This is a genomic window from Citrobacter sp. LUTT5, assembly GCF_009905315.1.
Lineage (GTDB): Bacteria > Pseudomonadota > Gammaproteobacteria > Enterobacterales > Enterobacteriaceae > Citrobacter > Citrobacter freundii.
Genome location: NZ_CP047606.1, coordinates 4,414,060 through 4,430,222 on the forward strand (window position 1 = coordinate 4,414,060; position 16,163 = coordinate 4,430,222).

The 16,163-nt window shown below is 51.8% G+C and carries 10 protein-coding genes and 1 pseudogene; 7 read left to right on the plus strand and 4 right to left on the minus strand.

The window, feature by feature from the left end; genetic code table 11:
• Nucleotides 1-5: 5 nt before the first annotated feature.
• The 3 genes from GUC46_RS21080 to mgtL form a co-directional block, all read right to left on the minus strand.
• Entirely contained in the window at nt 6-983 is a 978-nt protein-coding gene (locus tag GUC46_RS21080) for a TRAP transporter substrate-binding protein (protein WP_003839604.1), read from the minus strand.
• A 378-nt stretch (nt 984-1,361) separates the two neighbouring features.
• Nucleotides 1,362-4,070: a magnesium-translocating P-type ATPase gene (gene mgtA, locus GUC46_RS21085; RefSeq protein WP_048219843.1), complete on the minus strand. Its 2,709-nt coding sequence runs from the start codon at nt 4,068-4,070 to the stop codon at nt 1,362-1,364.
• A gap of 144 nt (nt 4,071-4,214) precedes the next feature.
• A complete protein-coding gene (gene mgtL, locus GUC46_RS24330; protein ID WP_099975506.1) occupies nt 4,215-4,448 on the minus strand; it encodes a mgtA regulatory leader peptide MgtL in 234 nt (77 codons plus the stop codon).
• 11 nt (nt 4,449-4,459) lie between these two features.
• Between mgtL and treR the strand changes: the two genes are divergently transcribed.
• From treR to GUC46_RS21105, 4 genes are all read left to right on the plus strand, one after another.
• Complete coding sequence (gene treR, locus GUC46_RS21090) at nt 4,460-5,407, plus strand: trehalose operon repressor TreR (protein WP_003844911.1); 948 nt, start codon at nt 4,460-4,462, stop codon at nt 5,405-5,407.
• 156 nt (nt 5,408-5,563) lie between these two features.
• Nucleotides 5,564-6,982 (plus strand): PTS trehalose transporter subunit IIBC, encoded by a 1,419-nt coding sequence (gene treB, locus GUC46_RS21095; RefSeq protein WP_049002378.1) that lies wholly within the window; start codon nt 5,564-5,566, stop codon nt 6,980-6,982.
• Nucleotides 6,983-7,031: 49 nt separating this feature from the next.
• Nucleotides 7,032-8,684 (plus strand): alpha,alpha-phosphotrehalase, encoded by a 1,653-nt coding sequence (gene treC, locus GUC46_RS21100; RefSeq protein WP_130715208.1) that lies wholly within the window; start codon nt 7,032-7,034, stop codon nt 8,682-8,684.
• A gap of 161 nt (nt 8,685-8,845) precedes the next feature.
• A complete protein-coding gene (locus tag GUC46_RS21105) occupies nt 8,846-9,589 on the plus strand; it encodes an oligogalacturonate-specific porin KdgM family protein (RefSeq protein ID WP_003839593.1) in 744 nt (247 codons plus the stop codon).
• 4 nt (nt 9,590-9,593) lie between these two features.
• Here the strand turns inward: GUC46_RS21105 and GUC46_RS21110 are convergent, their stop codons facing one another.
• Nucleotides 9,594-10,253 carry a MurR/RpiR family transcriptional regulator gene (locus GUC46_RS21110; RefSeq protein ID WP_003844915.1) on the minus strand — a complete coding sequence of 220 codons (660 nt, stop codon included), beginning with the start codon at nt 10,251-10,253 and terminating at the stop codon, nt 9,594-9,596.
• 180 nt (nt 10,254-10,433) lie between these two features.
• Between GUC46_RS21110 and GUC46_RS21115 the strand changes: the two are divergent.
• The 3 genes and pseudogenes from GUC46_RS21115 (at nt 10,434) to GUC46_RS21125 (ending at nt 16,161) form a co-directional block, all read left to right on the plus strand.
• A pseudogene (locus GUC46_RS21115) lies at nt 10,434-11,844 on the plus strand (PTS fructose transporter subunit IIC).
• Between the two features lies 1 nt (nt 11,845).
• Complete coding sequence (locus tag GUC46_RS21120) at nt 11,846-14,455, plus strand: glycoside hydrolase family 38 C-terminal domain-containing protein (protein ID WP_130715210.1); 2,610 nt, start codon at nt 11,846-11,848, stop codon at nt 14,453-14,455.
• Entirely contained in the window at nt 14,452-16,161 is a 1,710-nt protein-coding gene (locus GUC46_RS21125; protein WP_130715211.1) for a sugar phosphorylase, read from the plus strand. The genes GUC46_RS21120 and GUC46_RS21125 overlap by 4 nt, the downstream gene beginning before the upstream one ends.
• Nucleotides 16,162-16,163: the final 2 nt, after the last annotated feature.

Below are 16,163 nucleotides of genomic sequence, written 5' to 3' on the forward strand. Positions count from 1 at the left end.
ATGAATTACTTCACATCCTGAATTCGTTTGATCAAATCCTGGTGGTCTTTACCGTAATTATCCCGCACTGACTGCGTGGCTTTATAGAAATAGTCCGTATCAATATCGTGGAACTGAACGCCGTTGGCTTTCATGGTCTCCAGCGATTTTGCATTATAATCCTGCCAAAGTTTTCGTTGCTCTACCTGTGCTTCTTTGGCGAGTTTAATAATGAGGTCCTGGTCTTCTTTTTTTAACTTATCCCATTTGGCTTTCGAGAACAGAAAAAGCTCAGGAATAATAAAGTGTTTGCTCCAGGTATAGTTTTTCACGACCGGCAAATAGTTATGCGCAACAAACGTTGGCGGGTTATTTTCCGTGCCATCAATAACGCCGGTCTGCATGCCGCTAAATACTTCACTAACGCCCATGACAACGGAGTTAGCGCCCATCGCCTTCAGGGTATCCAGCGCTATCGGACTCCCTTGAACACGGATTTTCATACCGTGTAAATCTTCCGGTTTCACCACCGGATTTTTGGTGATCAGGTTGCGCGTTCCGGCATCCATCCAGCCGAGGAACACCAGCCGCGATTTGGCGTTGGCCGTCAGGCGGTCGCCAATCTCCTGACCAATCATGCCGTCGAGAACCTTATGCAGATGGTCTTCATCACGGAAAATATATGGCAGGGTAAACACGTTAATTTCAGGGAGAATAGCGGCGACTGGCGTCATTGAGACACGAATAATATCGATAGCGCCTAATTGTGCCTGCTCAATCATCTGTTTTTCGTCGCCTAACACACCACCGGGAAAGGTTTTAATCTCCAGACGACCTTCGGTGGCGGCGCTAAGTTTTTCCCCCATATGTTTCACGGCAACAACGTTCGGGTAATCAGCCGGATGCACATCTGCGGCGCGAAAGGTTTGTGCCAGCGTTGCATGACTCGCCAGTAATACAGACGCGCCAATACACAGACTTAACAGGTTTTTTGTCAGTTTCATTTGTCCTTCTCCAGAAGTTCATAATATCCATTAACAGGAATAGCTTGCAGAGCAAATGACTGCCGGAATTAAAAACGGGCAGCGAGAAACTTTCTTAACGACGTTACCTGCGCAGACTAACTGGTGTAACAATTTATTTCGATGACTACGTTCACAAAAAATCGCAGACAGTTAAATTTTTTAGCACGCTGTTTCATTTTTGCAATGCAGATCGTTTTATTGATAAAAAAACAACGCAAGAAAGGCGATTTGATACTAACAACCCGCGTTAGTATTTCAATAAAAATAAAACACCAATATTTCGGGAGAATATCTTTCGAATGAAAAAGTGAAATGCAGGATGGTATTAACACCATCCTGCAGAAGAGAAGTTGAGGATTACTGCCAGCCGTAGCGGCGGCTATAAAAACCTTTCACAAGCTGGGTTAATGTCATGTAACCCGCCAGAATTGCAATCAGCCACGGGAAGTAGCTCAGCGGCAGCGCCTGCAATTGCAGATAGCTGGCCAGCGGCGAGAACGGTAATGCAATGCCCACCACCATTACCACCAGCGTCATCAGCATCAGCGGCCATGCGGCGCGGCTTTGGATAAACGGCACGCGACGGGTACGGATCATATGCACAATCAGCGTTTGCGACAGCAGACCCACCACAAACCAGCCAGACTGGAACAATGTCTGATGTTCAGGTGTATTGGCATGGAAGACGAACCACATCAGGCAGAAAGTCAGAATGTCAAAGATCGAGCTGATCGGTCCAAAGAAGATCATAAAGCGGCCCAACTCGGCGGGATTCCAGCGCTGCGGCTTTTTGATCTGCTCTTCGTCGACGTTATCAAACGGAATCGCCACCTGGGATACATCGTACAGCAGGTTCTGAATCAGTAAGTGCAGCGGCAACATCGGCAGGAACGGCAAGAAGGCGCTCGCCACCAGCACGCTAAACACATTACCGAAGTTAGAACTGGCCGTCATTTTGATGTACTTCAGCATGTTAGAGAAGGTACGGCGTCCTTCGATTACCCCTTCTTCCAGCACCATCAGGCTCTTTTCCAGCAGGATGATATCAGCCGCTTCACGGGCAATATCAACCGCGCCGTCAACGGAGATACCAATGTCCGCCGCGCGCAGCGCCGGGGCGTCGTTAATGCCATCCCCCATAAAGCCGACCACATGACCTTCGCGCTTGAGCAGCGTGACAATACGCTCCTTGTGCATTGGTGTCAGGCGGGCAAACAGCGTGGTGCGCTGGGCAAGTTGGGCCAGCTCGTCGTCACTTAACCCCTCAATGCTGCTACCGATAACCACATCGCCCGCATCCAGCCCCACTTCATGGCACACTTTTGCCGCCACCAGCTCGCTATCGCCCGTCAGAATTTTCACCGTAATACCGCTGGCTTTCAGCGCTTTAAGCGCCGGTGCGGTGGTCTCTTTCGGCGGATCGAGGAACGCGATATAGCCTTCGAGGATCAGATCGGATTCATCAATACGCTGGTAATCCCCCTCACGCGCTGGCAGGTATTTCGTCGCCACCGCCACCACGCGCAGCCCCTGGCGGTTCAGCGTGTCCGTGACGCGTTTCACCCGACGCAGCATGTTGTCATCTAACGGAACAATCTCACCATTGTGGCGCACCTGGGTACACACGCTGAGGATCTCCTGTAGTGCCCCTTTACAGACCAACTGGTGCACATCGGTTTCTTCTGCCACCACCACCGACATACGGCGACGTTCGAAATCAAACGGGATCTCATCGATTTTTTGCCAGCGGGTAGAGAGCCGGCGGGCGGATTCTTCGTCCACGCCTTCCAGCACTGCCGTATCCAGCAGATTCTTCAGCCCGGTCTGGTAGTGGCTGTTCAGCCACGCAGAATGCAGGACGTGTTCGCTGGGCTTTCCAGATATATCAGTATGATTCTCCAGCACTATTTTATCTTGTGTCAGAGTGCCGGTTTTATCGGTGCACAGAATATCCATCGCGCCAAAGTTCTGGATAGCGTCGAGGTGTTTAACGATAACCTTTTGTTTTGACAGCTTCACCGCCCCACGCGCCAGCGTCGAGGTGACGATCATCGGCAGCATTTCTGGAGTCAGTCCCACCGCCACAGACAGCGCAAACAGCGCCGCTTCCCACCAGTCACCTTTGGTATAACCGTTGATGATCAGCACAATCGGCGCCATCACCAGCATAAAGCGGATCAGCAGCATGCTGACGCGACTGATCCCTTTCTGGAAGGCATTCTGCTCGCTTTCCTGCTCGCTGACGCGGCCCGCCAGTTGCCCGAACCAGGTATTGGCCCCGGTCGCAATCACGATGGCCTGTGCCGTGCCGCTCACCACATTGGTGCCCATAAAGCACAGGGTATCGCATTCCAGCGGGTTGCTTTGCTGCGGGTCGCGGCTGGTTGCAACTTTTTCTACCGGCAGCGATTCACCGGTCAGCGAAGCCTGAGCCACGAACAGGTCACGAGCCTGTACCACGCGCAGATCGGCCGGGATCATATCCCCTGCCGCCAGTTTGATAATATCGCCAGGAACCAACTGATCGATCGGCAGTTCAACCCAACCGTTCTCCCCTTTCTCGTTGATAACGCGCAGCACCGTGGCGGTGTTGCTGACCATCGCTTTCAACGCATCCGCCGCTTTGGTGGAACGTGCCTCCTGCACAAAATTCAGCAGCGTCGAGATGGCGACCATCAGCGCGATGACGCCGGCAGCGAACAGATCCTCAGTGGCATAAGAAATCGCACCAAGGATGGTCAGCAGAATATTAAACGGGTTGCGGTAGCAGACCCACAGATGCACCCACCAGGGCGACGGCTTCTGCGCCGGCAACTGGTTTTCGCCATGGATTTCGCGAGCGTTCTCGACTTCTGCGGCGTTCAACCCTTCTGGGTGCGCGCCGAACGTTTTCCACAGCGCTGCTTCGTCCATCAGCGCCATTTTCAGGCAATGTTCGCTCAGCGAGGGTGGGATCGGCGTGCTGGCAACGGTCTGCGCATTGGGTAGCGGATCGCGATGCACCAGACGATGCGGTAGATGGCGGTTTAGCCGGGCAAATAGCTGGCGAGTAATATTTTTGAACATAGGCAGTCCCCCTGCGCCAGTCTTAACAGGCGCAGTAAATCCTTCAGGCGTGGCAAATCCTTGCCTGATGGCAATCTAAAAATCGTAACAGGGACGTCAGAACGTCACTGTCTTACGCATCCGGTAAGACAGTGAAAGACAGGCTTACCGGAAAGGGTTGTTTCTCCGTCTCGGGAGAGGGGTGGGATCGGGATCCATATAGCCTCCGGTAAGTGAAAGATTTGCGCTGCGGATTATACGCAGAAAACCATAAGGTTTGTGGCAATTATGGCGGTATGATACAGCACGGAAACTAAACCAAATGTATACCAGACTTTGCCCATTGCACTGCGCTTGAGTAAAGTTATTCTCTATTTGGCATAACTTCACACGCAACATGGGAAAACAGGATGCAAAATCGGCTGACCATTAAAGACATCGCCCGCTTAAGCGGTGTGGGAAAATCAACCGTTTCCCGTGTGCTCAACAATGAAAGCGGCGTGAGTGAACGCACCCGCGAGCGCGTTGAAGCGGTGATGAATCAGCACGGTTTTTCCCCTTCTCGCTCCGCACGCGCCATGCGTGGGCAAAGCGACAAGGTAGTGGCGATTATCGTCACGCGTCTGGACTCGCTTTCGGAAAATCTCGCCGTGCAGACCATGCTGCCCGCCTTTTATGAGCAGGGTTACGACCCGATCATGATGGAAAGTCAGTTCTCACCCGAACTGGTTGAAGAACATCTCGGCATGCTCCGACGCCGCAACATTGACGGCGTGGTGCTGTTTGGTTTTACCGGCATTACCGAATCCATGCTCACCACCTGGCAGGATTCGCTGGTGCTGCTGGCAAGAGATGCCAAAGGCATTGCCTCCGTCTGCTATGACGATGAGGGTGCCATTCGCACCCTGATGCAGCGTTTATACGAACGCGAGCATCGCCATATTAGCTTTCTTGGCGTTCCTCATAGCGACGTGACCACCGGTAAGCGCCGCCATGAAGCTTATCTGGCATTCTGTAAGAAACACAAACTGCATCCGGTTGCCGCGCTGCCGGGTCTGGCCATGAAGCAGGGCTATGAGCAGGCCGCCAGTGTCATCACCCCGGAAACCACCGCATTAGTCTGCGCGACAGACACCCTCGCCCTTGGGGTCAGTAAATATCTACAGGAGCAGCGAATAGAGAACCTGCAATTGGCGAGCGTGGGCAGCACGCCGCTGATGAAATTCCTCCATCCGGAAATTATCACCGTCGACCCAGGATACGCCGAAGCCGGGCGACAAGCGGCCTCGCAGCTGATCGAGCAGATCAACGGCCGCAGCGAACCACGACAAATCGTTATTCCTTCCACCCTCTCCTGACCGCTTTCTGAGCGTTAATTTGTGATCTTCGCTGCGTTTCGGGAACGTTCCCATTTTTTAATATTCATCGACGATATACTCTGGCGCCAACAACGCGAGAGTTGCCGGATGGCGACCTAACGCGTCTTATCCGGCCTACGGGGAACACACGTCATCATGAGCAAAATAAAACAAGCAGACATCGACCGGCTGATTGAGCTGGTAGGCGGGCGCGACAATATCGCCACGGTAAGTCACTGCATTACTCGCCTGCGTTTTGTGCTGAATCAGCCTGCGAACGCCAGGCCGAAAGATATCGAACAGTTGCCGATGGTCAAAGGCTGCTTCACCAACGCCGGGCAATTTCAGGTGGTGATTGGCACCGAGGTAGGTGATTACTACAAAGCGCTGCTGGCGACGACCGGACAAGCCAGCGCCGACAAAGAGCAGGCGAAAAAAGCGGCGCGGCAGAATATGAAATGGCATGAACAGCTGATTTCTCATTTTGCGGAGATCTTCTTCCCGCTGCTGCCCGCGCTGATTAGCGGCGGCTTGATCTTAGGTTTCCGTAACGTGATCGGCGATCTGCCGATGAGCAATGGTCAGACGCTGGCGCAGATGCATCCTTCGCTGAAAACCCTTTACGACTTCCTGTGGCTGATTGGCGAGGCGATCTTCTTCTATTTGCCGGTCGGAATCTGCTGGTCGGCGGTGAAGAAAATGGGCGGTACGCCGATCCTCGGTATTGTGCTGGGCGTAACCCTGGTTTCACCGCAGTTAATGAACGCTTATTTGCTCGGTCAGCAGGTACCGGAAGTGTGGAACTTCGGCCTGTTCAGCATTGAGAAAGTGGGCTACCAGGCGCAGGTCATTCCGGCATTGTTGGCCGGGCTGGCGCTCGGGTTTATTGAAACACGCATGAAGCGCATCGTGCCGGATTACCTGTATCTGGTGATCGTCCCGGTGTGTTCGCTGATCCTCGCAGTGTTCCTCGCCCACGCCTTTATCGGTCCGTTTGGCCGCATGATCGGCGACGGTGTCGCGTTTGCGGTCCGCCATCTGCTGACCGGCAGTTTTGCTCCGATTGGCGCGGCTCTGTTCGGCTTCCTGTACGCCCCGCTAGTGATCACCGGTGTGCATCAGACCACGCTGGCTATCGACATGCAGATGATTCAGAGCATGGGCGGCACGCCGGTATGGCCACTGATCGCACTGTCGAATATCGCTCAGGCTTCTGCGGTGGTCGGGATCATTATCTCCAGTCGCAAGCACAACGAACGTGAAATCTCCGTTCCTGCCGCGATCTCTGCTTATCTTGGAGTAACTGAACCAGCAATGTACGGGATCAACCTGAAATACCGCTTCCCGATGCTGTGCGCGATGATCGGCTCCGGTCTCGCCGGACTGCTGTGCGGCCTGAACGGTGTGCTGGCAAACGGGATTGGCGTCGGCGGTTTGCCGGGCATCCTCTCCATCCAGCCGACTTATTGGCAGGTATTTGGCATGGCGATGGTCATTGCGATTGTTATCCCAATGATACTGACCTCATTTGTTTACCAGCGTAAATACCGTCTGGGCACATTACAAATTATCTAACTTTTCTTCGGGGCGCAGTTGCGCCCCAGCGTATTTCCAGGAAACAACCATGAATATTCCCCACTGGTGGCAAAACGGCGTTATCTATCAGGTTTACCCCAAGAGTTTTCAGGACACTACCGGCAGCGGCACCGGCGATTTACGCGGCGTGACGCAGCGCCTCGACTATCTGCAAAAACTGGGCGTTGATGCCATCTGGCTGACGCCGTTCTATATTTCGCCGCAGGTTGATAACGGTTACGACGTCGCGGATTACCTGTCTGTCGATCCAGCCTACGGTACGCTGGAAGATTTTGACGAACTGGTGGCGCAGGCGAAAGCGCGCGGCATCCGTATTATTCTCGATATGGTGTTTAACCACACCTCAACCCAGCACGCCTGGTTTCGTGAAGCGCTGGATAAAGACAGCCCGTATCGTCAGTTTTATCTCTGGCGCGACGGCACGCCAGACAGCCCGCCGAATAACTGGCGTTCCAAATTTGGCGGTAACGCCTGGGGCTGGCACGCCGAAAGCGAGCAGTACTATCTGCACCTCTTTGCTCCGGAGCAGGCCGATCTGAACTGGGAAAATCCGGCGGTACGCGCCGAGCTAAAAAAAGTCTGTGAGTTCTGGGCCGATCGCGGCGTGGACGGATTGCGCCTCGACGTGGTGAATCTTATCTCTAAAGATCAGGACTTCCCGAACGATCCCGACGGCGATGGGCGGCGTTTTTATACCGATGGTCCGCGCGCGCATGCGTTTTTACGCGAGATGAACCGCGACGTCTTCACGCCACGCGGCCTGATGACGGTGGGCGAGATGTCTTCCACCACACTGGAAAACTGCCAGCAGTACGCCGCGCTCGATGGCAGCGAACTGTCGATGACCTTTAACTTTCACCACCTGAAAGTGGATTACCCCAACGGTGAGAAGTGGACGTTAGCCAAACCCGATTATGTCGCGCTGAAAACCCTGTTCCGTCACTGGCAGCAGGGCATGCACAATCAGGCCTGGAACGCGCTGTTCTGGTGTAACCACGATCAGCCGCGCATCGTGTCGCGTTTTGGCGATGAAGGTAAATACCGCATTCCGTCGGCCAAAATGCTGGCGATGGTGCTGCATGGCATGCAGGGCACGCCCTATATCTACCAGGGTGAAGAGATCGGCATGACCAATCCGCACTTCAGCCAGATTACCGATTATCGCGATGTGGAAAGCCATAACATGTTTGCCGAACTGAACGGTCAGGGGCGAGATGCCGACGAACTGCTGGCGATCCTCGCCAGTAAATCCCGCGATAACAGCCGCACGCCGATGCAGTGGGATGCCAGCCAACACGCGGGCTTTACCGAGGGCGAACCATGGATCAATCTGTGTGACAACGCAGCGGAGATCAACGTGGCGGCAGCGCTGAGCGATGCCGACTCGGTGTTCTACACCTATCAGAAACTGATCGCATTGCGCAAAGCGGAGCCAGTTATTACCTGGGGCGACTATCAGGATCTGTTACCGGACAGCCCACATCTGTGGTGTTACCAACGCGAGTGGCAAGGGCAGCGGCTGCTGGTCATTGCTAATCTGAGCGATACCTTCCAGAACTGGCAACCAGCCCAGGCCGATGGAAACTGGCAGGTGCTGATGCACAACTATGCCGAGGTCGCCAGCCAACCTGGGGACATGACACTACGTCCTTTTGAGGCCGTCTGGTGGTTGCAGAAGTAACGCCGCAAAGATACGGATAAGCATCTTTATCCGTATCTTTTATTATTCAATTCAGGAGTGACGTATAGCGATACCTGAAATGTACCATGATAAAATTTACAAGCGCTGGAGAATAAAACAAAAATACCCCTGCCTCTTATTATATAACCCGGCAGGATATTATGAAAAATCTTATTAGAACATGTTCTCTTTCAGCATTACTGATTAGCAGCCAGGGATGGTGTGGAAATACTGCTGTTGATTTACGCTTTGGTCATAACACCAACTCTGACGTTAATGACTCACGTATTAAAGTCATGCACCAGGCCGATAATGGATTTTATTTTTCCGTTGAGGCTGCACAAAATCACAATGACACATTTTTTGGCGATACCGATCGTAACGACCCCGATGATAAAGGTGTCACTGAAGCCGCTCAAGAAATAGAAACACGCTGGCGTTTTGATTTAGGCGATGGTTATGCAATTGCGCCGGGGATGGTTACTGTATTTACCACCAGCAACACGCATTACCGTCCCTTTATTCAGGGGTGGAAGTCTTTTGATAATGGACTTAATCTCTCCGCACGTTATCGCTATAACACCGTAAATGACTCACACAGTGACAGAGAATTAGACGGCAGCGGTTACACTCGCCGTCAATCTCACCAGTTCGATATCTGGTTTGCCTATAATATCGGCAAGTTTGGCATGTCTTATAATCCCCGCTTCCGCTGGCAGGATGGTGTCGACCAGGGAACGGGTGATGATACGTATTGGGAGCATACCGTGGCGTTCAATTATAAACTGGACGATGGCTGGACCCCGTATGTTGAGCTAGTGTCTCTTGATAAAACCTACATCAATGACCACGGAAATCATGAAAATGATTACGCCGTGCGTCTGGGTATCGTTAAGCAACTCTGATGTTTTACGCCGCATCGTGTTGCAACAAATAGCAGCCGATGCGGTCAACAACGGTCAACAACTCCAGTTGACCTTCCCGTTGGTACAAGGAAATCGCATCGATATCAATGTCCAGGGGCCAACACAGCGTAGCCAGCGCCGCTAACGACGATTCTCTCCTGGTAATCGCAATTATTTTTAGCCCTTTTCGCAAAGCATTTCTTGCCATCTCAACTAAAGAAGCGGTTTCTCCCGATTTACTGATCAGCACCAGCGTTCCTCGCGAGACCCGGGTAAGCTGATGAATATCATTGAGAATTAAATGGGGTAAACTCGCCAGTGAAAGAAAGCGAGAAAGGTAATTCAAACTGGTCAGCGATGCACCACGTGAATATAAAAATATATGACTTGAATTACTCAGCAGGTTACATAATTGTATAATTACTTCTGTTTTTTCGTTGCCAACACTATATTTTACCGGTTCGGCAACACGTCTGTCTCGTGAAAATTTATAACGCAGTTCGGTATAACTCTGATACCCCATTTTCTTACACACCCGATTCACCGACGTCGTCGTCGTGAAGGTCTCGGTCGCAATCACTTTAGCGGAAATATCAGAAATTTCATGTGCATGGCACTGTATATATTCGAATATTAATCTTTCACTACCTTGAAAAGAATTCATAAAACAGCACTCTTTAACTAAAGATAGAATAATCATACTCGTATCTTATACCTGACACTGCAATGCGAATCACACTATCAGGATACAGGTATGCCCATACGCAATTAGTATCACCAAACGTTTAATGGTTCTTTTATTTCTCTTTATAATTTCCGCAGTCCTATTTTTAGAGATTTTACAATGACAAAACTAAAAATTGTTGCAGTAACGGCGTGCCCTACAGGTATCGCCCATACATTTATGGCGGCCAACAAAATTGTCACCTGGGCGAAAGAAAATGGCTTTTGACGTTAAGGTAGAAACACAAGGAAGCGATGGGGTCAAAAATAAGCTTTCCCGGCAAGATATCGCCAGCGCTGACGCTGTCATACTGGCAACGGACGTTCCTATACAGGATGCTGAACGATTCGCAAACACGCTACATCTTAAAATTCGTACCCAAGAACTGATTAAGAATACCGAGCGCTATATTCGCCAGGCGCTAGCCTTGAGCAAAGGCTCCACCCAAATAACTGACGAACCCGAAGAGCATCGTTCCGCATGGCAGATATTTATTGGCCATATTATGGCAGCAATCAGCTATATGCTGCCTGTTGTCGTTCTCGGTGGATTACTTATGGCGGTGGCGAAAATAACCGGGCAATTAATTCCCATCGCCGGAACGCCGTTCGAGGTGCTGGATAAACTGGGCTTTATGGTCATCAAGTTTATGTACCCGGTATTTGCCATGTACCTCGCCTTTTCAATTGCCGGGAAACCCGCACTGATACCTGGTCTTATCGGCGGAATTATGTCTGACGAAGTCTACAAGCGCTTTTTTAATCTCGAAGGTTTTATGCCCTCGGGATTCTTTGGCGCAATCGCCATCGGCTTTTTTGTCGGTCATCTGGTGCAATGGCTCAACGATACAATAAAAGTACGTCAGCAAATCACCACCATAAAAACCATGCTGATCGTGCCGCTGTGTACCGGTATTACACTGGTTATTGTGATGCAGTATCTGATTAACCCCATTTTTGGCGCGCTGAATCAGGCGATGGTGGCCTTTTTTACTTCCGCCGGAGAATCCGGGCGCAGCTTTTACTCACTGATGATCGCAGCAGGTACCGCTTTCGACCTCGGCGGGCCAATTAACAAAGCTGCGGGGTCGGTGGCGCTGGGACTTAACGGCGTGAGCGATACCTTCGATTTAACAGCCAGAGAACTGGCTATCGTCATCCCTTCAATCGGCGTCGGCATTGCTGCATTGCTCAATAATCGCTTCGGTCTTCCTGATGTGTTCAATAATGAAGAAAAAACTATCGGTAGTACCTCACTACTGCTGGGATTCATTGGCATTTCCGAAGGCGCGATCCCCTTTATTCTGAAAAACCCGCGTCTGATCCCCGTCTTTATGGTCGGCGCAATGTCTGGCGCATTCATCGCCACAACGTTAGGTGTCAAACAATCCTTACCGCTACCTGCCGTTTGGGGATGGCCGCTCGCCACCAACGTCACCGGCTATCTGGTAAGCGTTTTCGCAGGCTCTCTGGTGTGCGCGTTGGGCGTACTTTTCTTCAGCCCGAAACTGGCAACAAATTCAGGAAAGTAAAATGAGTCATATCCATGTCATCGCCCACACGCACTGGGATCAAGAGTGGTATTTCACGTTGCAGGACAGCAATATCCTGGCATCGCGAAACTTTGCCGATGTTATTGATACATTAGAACGTTACGCCGATTACACCTGTTACCATTTCGACGGACAAACCGCCGTGGTTGAGGATTTTCTGGCCGTCAATCCGCAATACGCTGACCGCCTGAAGCTGCTGGTCAAAAACAAGCGGCTTTACATCGGCCCGTGGTACACCCAGACGGATACGTTCAACGTTCACGGCGAATCGATTATCCGCAACCTGAAGTACGGCATACTTTCCGCGCGTAAACTGGGCCACGCCATGATGGTGGGATATCTGCCCGATACCTTTGGTCATAACAGCCAGCTCCCGACGCTGCTTCGCGGATGCAACCTGGACAACATCGTGTTCTGGCGCGGCATTGATCATGACACGCAGGTTGCACAGAGCCAGTTTATCTGGCGTGCACCGTCAGGTTCGCAAGTCATTGCCTGCGCAATGCTGTTTGGCTACGGGGCAGCCAAAAATATTCAACCGGACGATGCCCACCTGCAGGAAAAAATCTTTCCAATGGTGAATCTCATCCGCCAACGCGCCGGTCTGCATGACTTACTCCTGCCCTGCGGCGGCGATCAGGTCAATATTGATCCTCTGTTACCCGAGATTCTGCAGACGGTCAGCGAACGCTCCCCTACAGGCGATCGGTTCCAGATATCATCGCTGGAAGCGTTTGTTGATACGCTTCGTCAGCAAGCCGATGGATTTACCTGCTGGCAAGGCGAACTGAAATCCCCGCGCTATACCCGGATCCACAAAACCATCGGCTCCGTTCGTTACGACATTAAAAAGAAAAATTACGATATCGAACAATTTTTGTTGGACAAGCTGGAACCGACTATTGCGCTGGCCCGCCATCATGATATTCACGTCAACCTCCAGTGGGTTGATCAAATCTGGAAAAACCTGTTACGCAACCATGCCCATGACTCCATAGGCGGGTGTAACAGTGATGCCACCAACCGGGATATTCTGCATCGCCTGGAACAGACGGAACAGCTCAGCCATAGCCTGTGGAATCTGGTGATTAAAGAGCTGGCCATTGCCAGCAGCCAGGAGAACGACCTCTTTGTGGTGAACCCTGGCGCGACGCCCTGGTCCGGGGTTGTCAACGCCACGCTATATACCAGCACACCATCCCTTGAACTCTGCGCTGGCGAGCAGACTCTCTCATTTAGCATTATTGAACAAACAGAGCTTTCCGGTGGACGCGTGATTCAGGTTACGCCGCAGGGAGAAAAAGAGGTTGAGCTTCCGCCTTATTATCGCTCGCAGGTCGCTATCGACACGCAGGAACTGCCCGCACTGGGTTATATCAATATTGCCGTTCGCGAGGGCACGCACACGGTTTCTACGCTGCACCCTTATGCCGAAAACCATATTGAAAATGACCATTATCGACTCAGCCTTGATGACGGAACACTGACACTACGGGATAAACGTACCGGCAGAACTCTCTCCGACCTGCTGACCTTCGAAGATTGTGCGGATGCAGGTGACAGTTATGATTTTTCACCGCTGCAAGGTGATATCCCCCAAAAGTTCAATCACTTCACACTTCTCGCCTGCGAAAAGAGCCAGCACGTCGAGCGCTTAACGCTGGGCATCACGCTCAACCTGCCCTATTCATTAAGCCAACGCGCAACACAAGAATGCCCGGTACAGGTTGTTTGCGAACTCCGTCAGGGCGAAGCCCATCTTTTTATTGATGCCCGTTTAGAAAACAACGTTTGCGACCACCGCCTGCGCCTGCTGATCAACAGCGATATTCATACTCAGGAATCAATAGCCTCTCAGCCTTTCGGCATTATTCACCGCCCCATTGCCGACGCCCCTGCGAACTGGCAGCAAAACTATCGTGAGAAACCTGTCGATATCGAAACCAGCGAGGGAATTATCGCCATTGCGGAAAACGACAACGCTCTGGTCATAAACAGCCTGGGCATGAAAGAGTATCAGATCCTGCAAAACACAACATCGCAGGTGGCGCTGACGCTCTTCAAATCGACAGGCGTTCTGGGACGCGACGATCTGGTCTGGCGCCCCGGACGCGCTTCCGGCATCAATAATACCGTCGTTTACACGCCCGAGGCCCAGCTCCACAAGCCCCTGATCTTTAACCTGACCCTGACACTTAGCGAGCGTGCCGACCATCTGACATTACGCCGCCTTGAGGCAAGAGCTTTACGTCAGCCTTTCAGCTGGCAGAACCAGAAATTGAATACGCTGGACAACCGTCTGGAGCGCTTCACGCTCAATTTCACACCGCGTTCACTGCCAGAAACTTTCAGTCTGCTGGCGTTGCCTGAGCCGCTCATGCTCTCGGCGCTGCCACACGCCCAGACGATAAATGGAACAATATTACGTATTTTCAATGCCGGGGAGCATCCTGTTGAACTCCCACCATTGCTGCAAGAAATGCCGCAGATTAACTATCTGGAAGAACCCGTTAAGCACTGCCGCGAAATTGCGCCTTTCGCCACATGCGATTTCCTTTTCTCACTGCCGGAGCGTGACGCAAAAGTATGAATATCTCCCCACATAAAGCATTTATCCGCGACACGCTGGCACAGCTCTATCCGCAAGCGGATCATCAGGCAATCGCAGCGAAGATTGAACAGCTTATCCAACGCTGGAAACCCAAAACGCAAACGACGATTCCGTTAGATCAAAGCCGTATCTGGATGATCGCCTATGGTGATAGCATCTGCGCGCAAGGGGAAAATCCCCTATCGATTCTCCACCAGTTTGCAAAACTGTGGTTGAAGGGGACGATCAGTGACATTCACCTGCTGCCGATGTTCCCCTGGACCTCCGATGACGGTTTTAGCGTGGTGGATTACCGACAGGTTGATCCACATCTTGGGCAGTGGTCAGATATTGCCGCGCTGGCGGGCGATTTCAATTTAATGTTCGATTTTGTGATTAACCATATTTCACAGCAAAGCCGTTGGTTCCAGGGCTATTTGCATGGTGAGCATCGCTACCAGAACTACTTTATCAACGCCGATCCGGATGAAAATTACAGCCGAATCACACGTCCGCGTACATCTCCTTTATTAACGCCATTCACGCTTAAAACAGGGGAAACGGCGCATATATGGACCACATTCAGCGCCGATCAAATCGATCTTAACTTCCGTGAACCCGAGGTTTTACTGGAAAGTATTGATATTCTTTTGGAATATGCTTCACGCGGTGCCCAGGCAATTCGACTCGATGCCGTCGGTTTCTTGTGGAAAGAGAAAAACAGCCGCTGCATTCATCTGCCGCAAACCCATCAGGTAATCAAACTCTGGCGGGCGATCCTGGAAGAGATCTGGCCTGACTGCCTGCTGATTACCGAAACCAATGTGCCACATCAGGAAAACATCAGCTATCTGGGTGCCGGGGATGAGGCTCATATGGTGTATCAATTCCCGCTACCACCGCTGACACTGCATGCCTGCCTGCGCGGCAACGCACGCTGGCTACGCCAGTGGGCGCAAAGCCTGGAGCAAGAAACCTTTCCTGCCAACACCACATTTTTCAATTTCCTCGCTAGCCATGACGGCATTGGCCTGCGACCTGTCGAAAACATCCTCTCGACGGAAGAAAAAGCGTTCCTGGTCAGTGAAGTAGAACGTAAGCAAGGACGAATTTCCTGGCGCACCAATCCAGACGGCAGCCAGTCGCCGTACGAGATGAACATTAACTTTCTGAGCGCGTTAAGCGAACCGGGAGAAGCTCCCGACACGCAGGTTGCCAGATTTGCCGCCGCTCACGCCATCCTCTTTATGTTGCAGGGCGTTCCTGCAATTTACTACCACAGCCTTCTCGGTAGCGAAAATGATATCGCAGGGTTGAACGCGTCAGGGATCAATCGCCGTATTAACCGTGAAAAACTGGATTTCGCCACCACGCATCAGGCATTAGTCACGCCAGAATCCCGACAAGCGAAGATCTATGCCGCACTAACGACATTACTGCGCATTCGCCAACAACATCCCGCGTTCTCACCGGCAGCAGCTCAGCAAGTCCTTACACTGCCGGATGCGCTATTTGGCGTCAAACGCCACCACCAGACAGAGGAAGAAACTGTCTACGGTATTGTGAATGTCACTGGCGCATCACAAACACTTTTCTTACCCGTGACGGGGACAGATCTCCTGACAGGAACCCCCTTTAATGGCGTTTGCGAACTGGCGGGCTGGCAAACGATCTGGATCCACGTCAAGGCACAACCGGAGGCATAAAA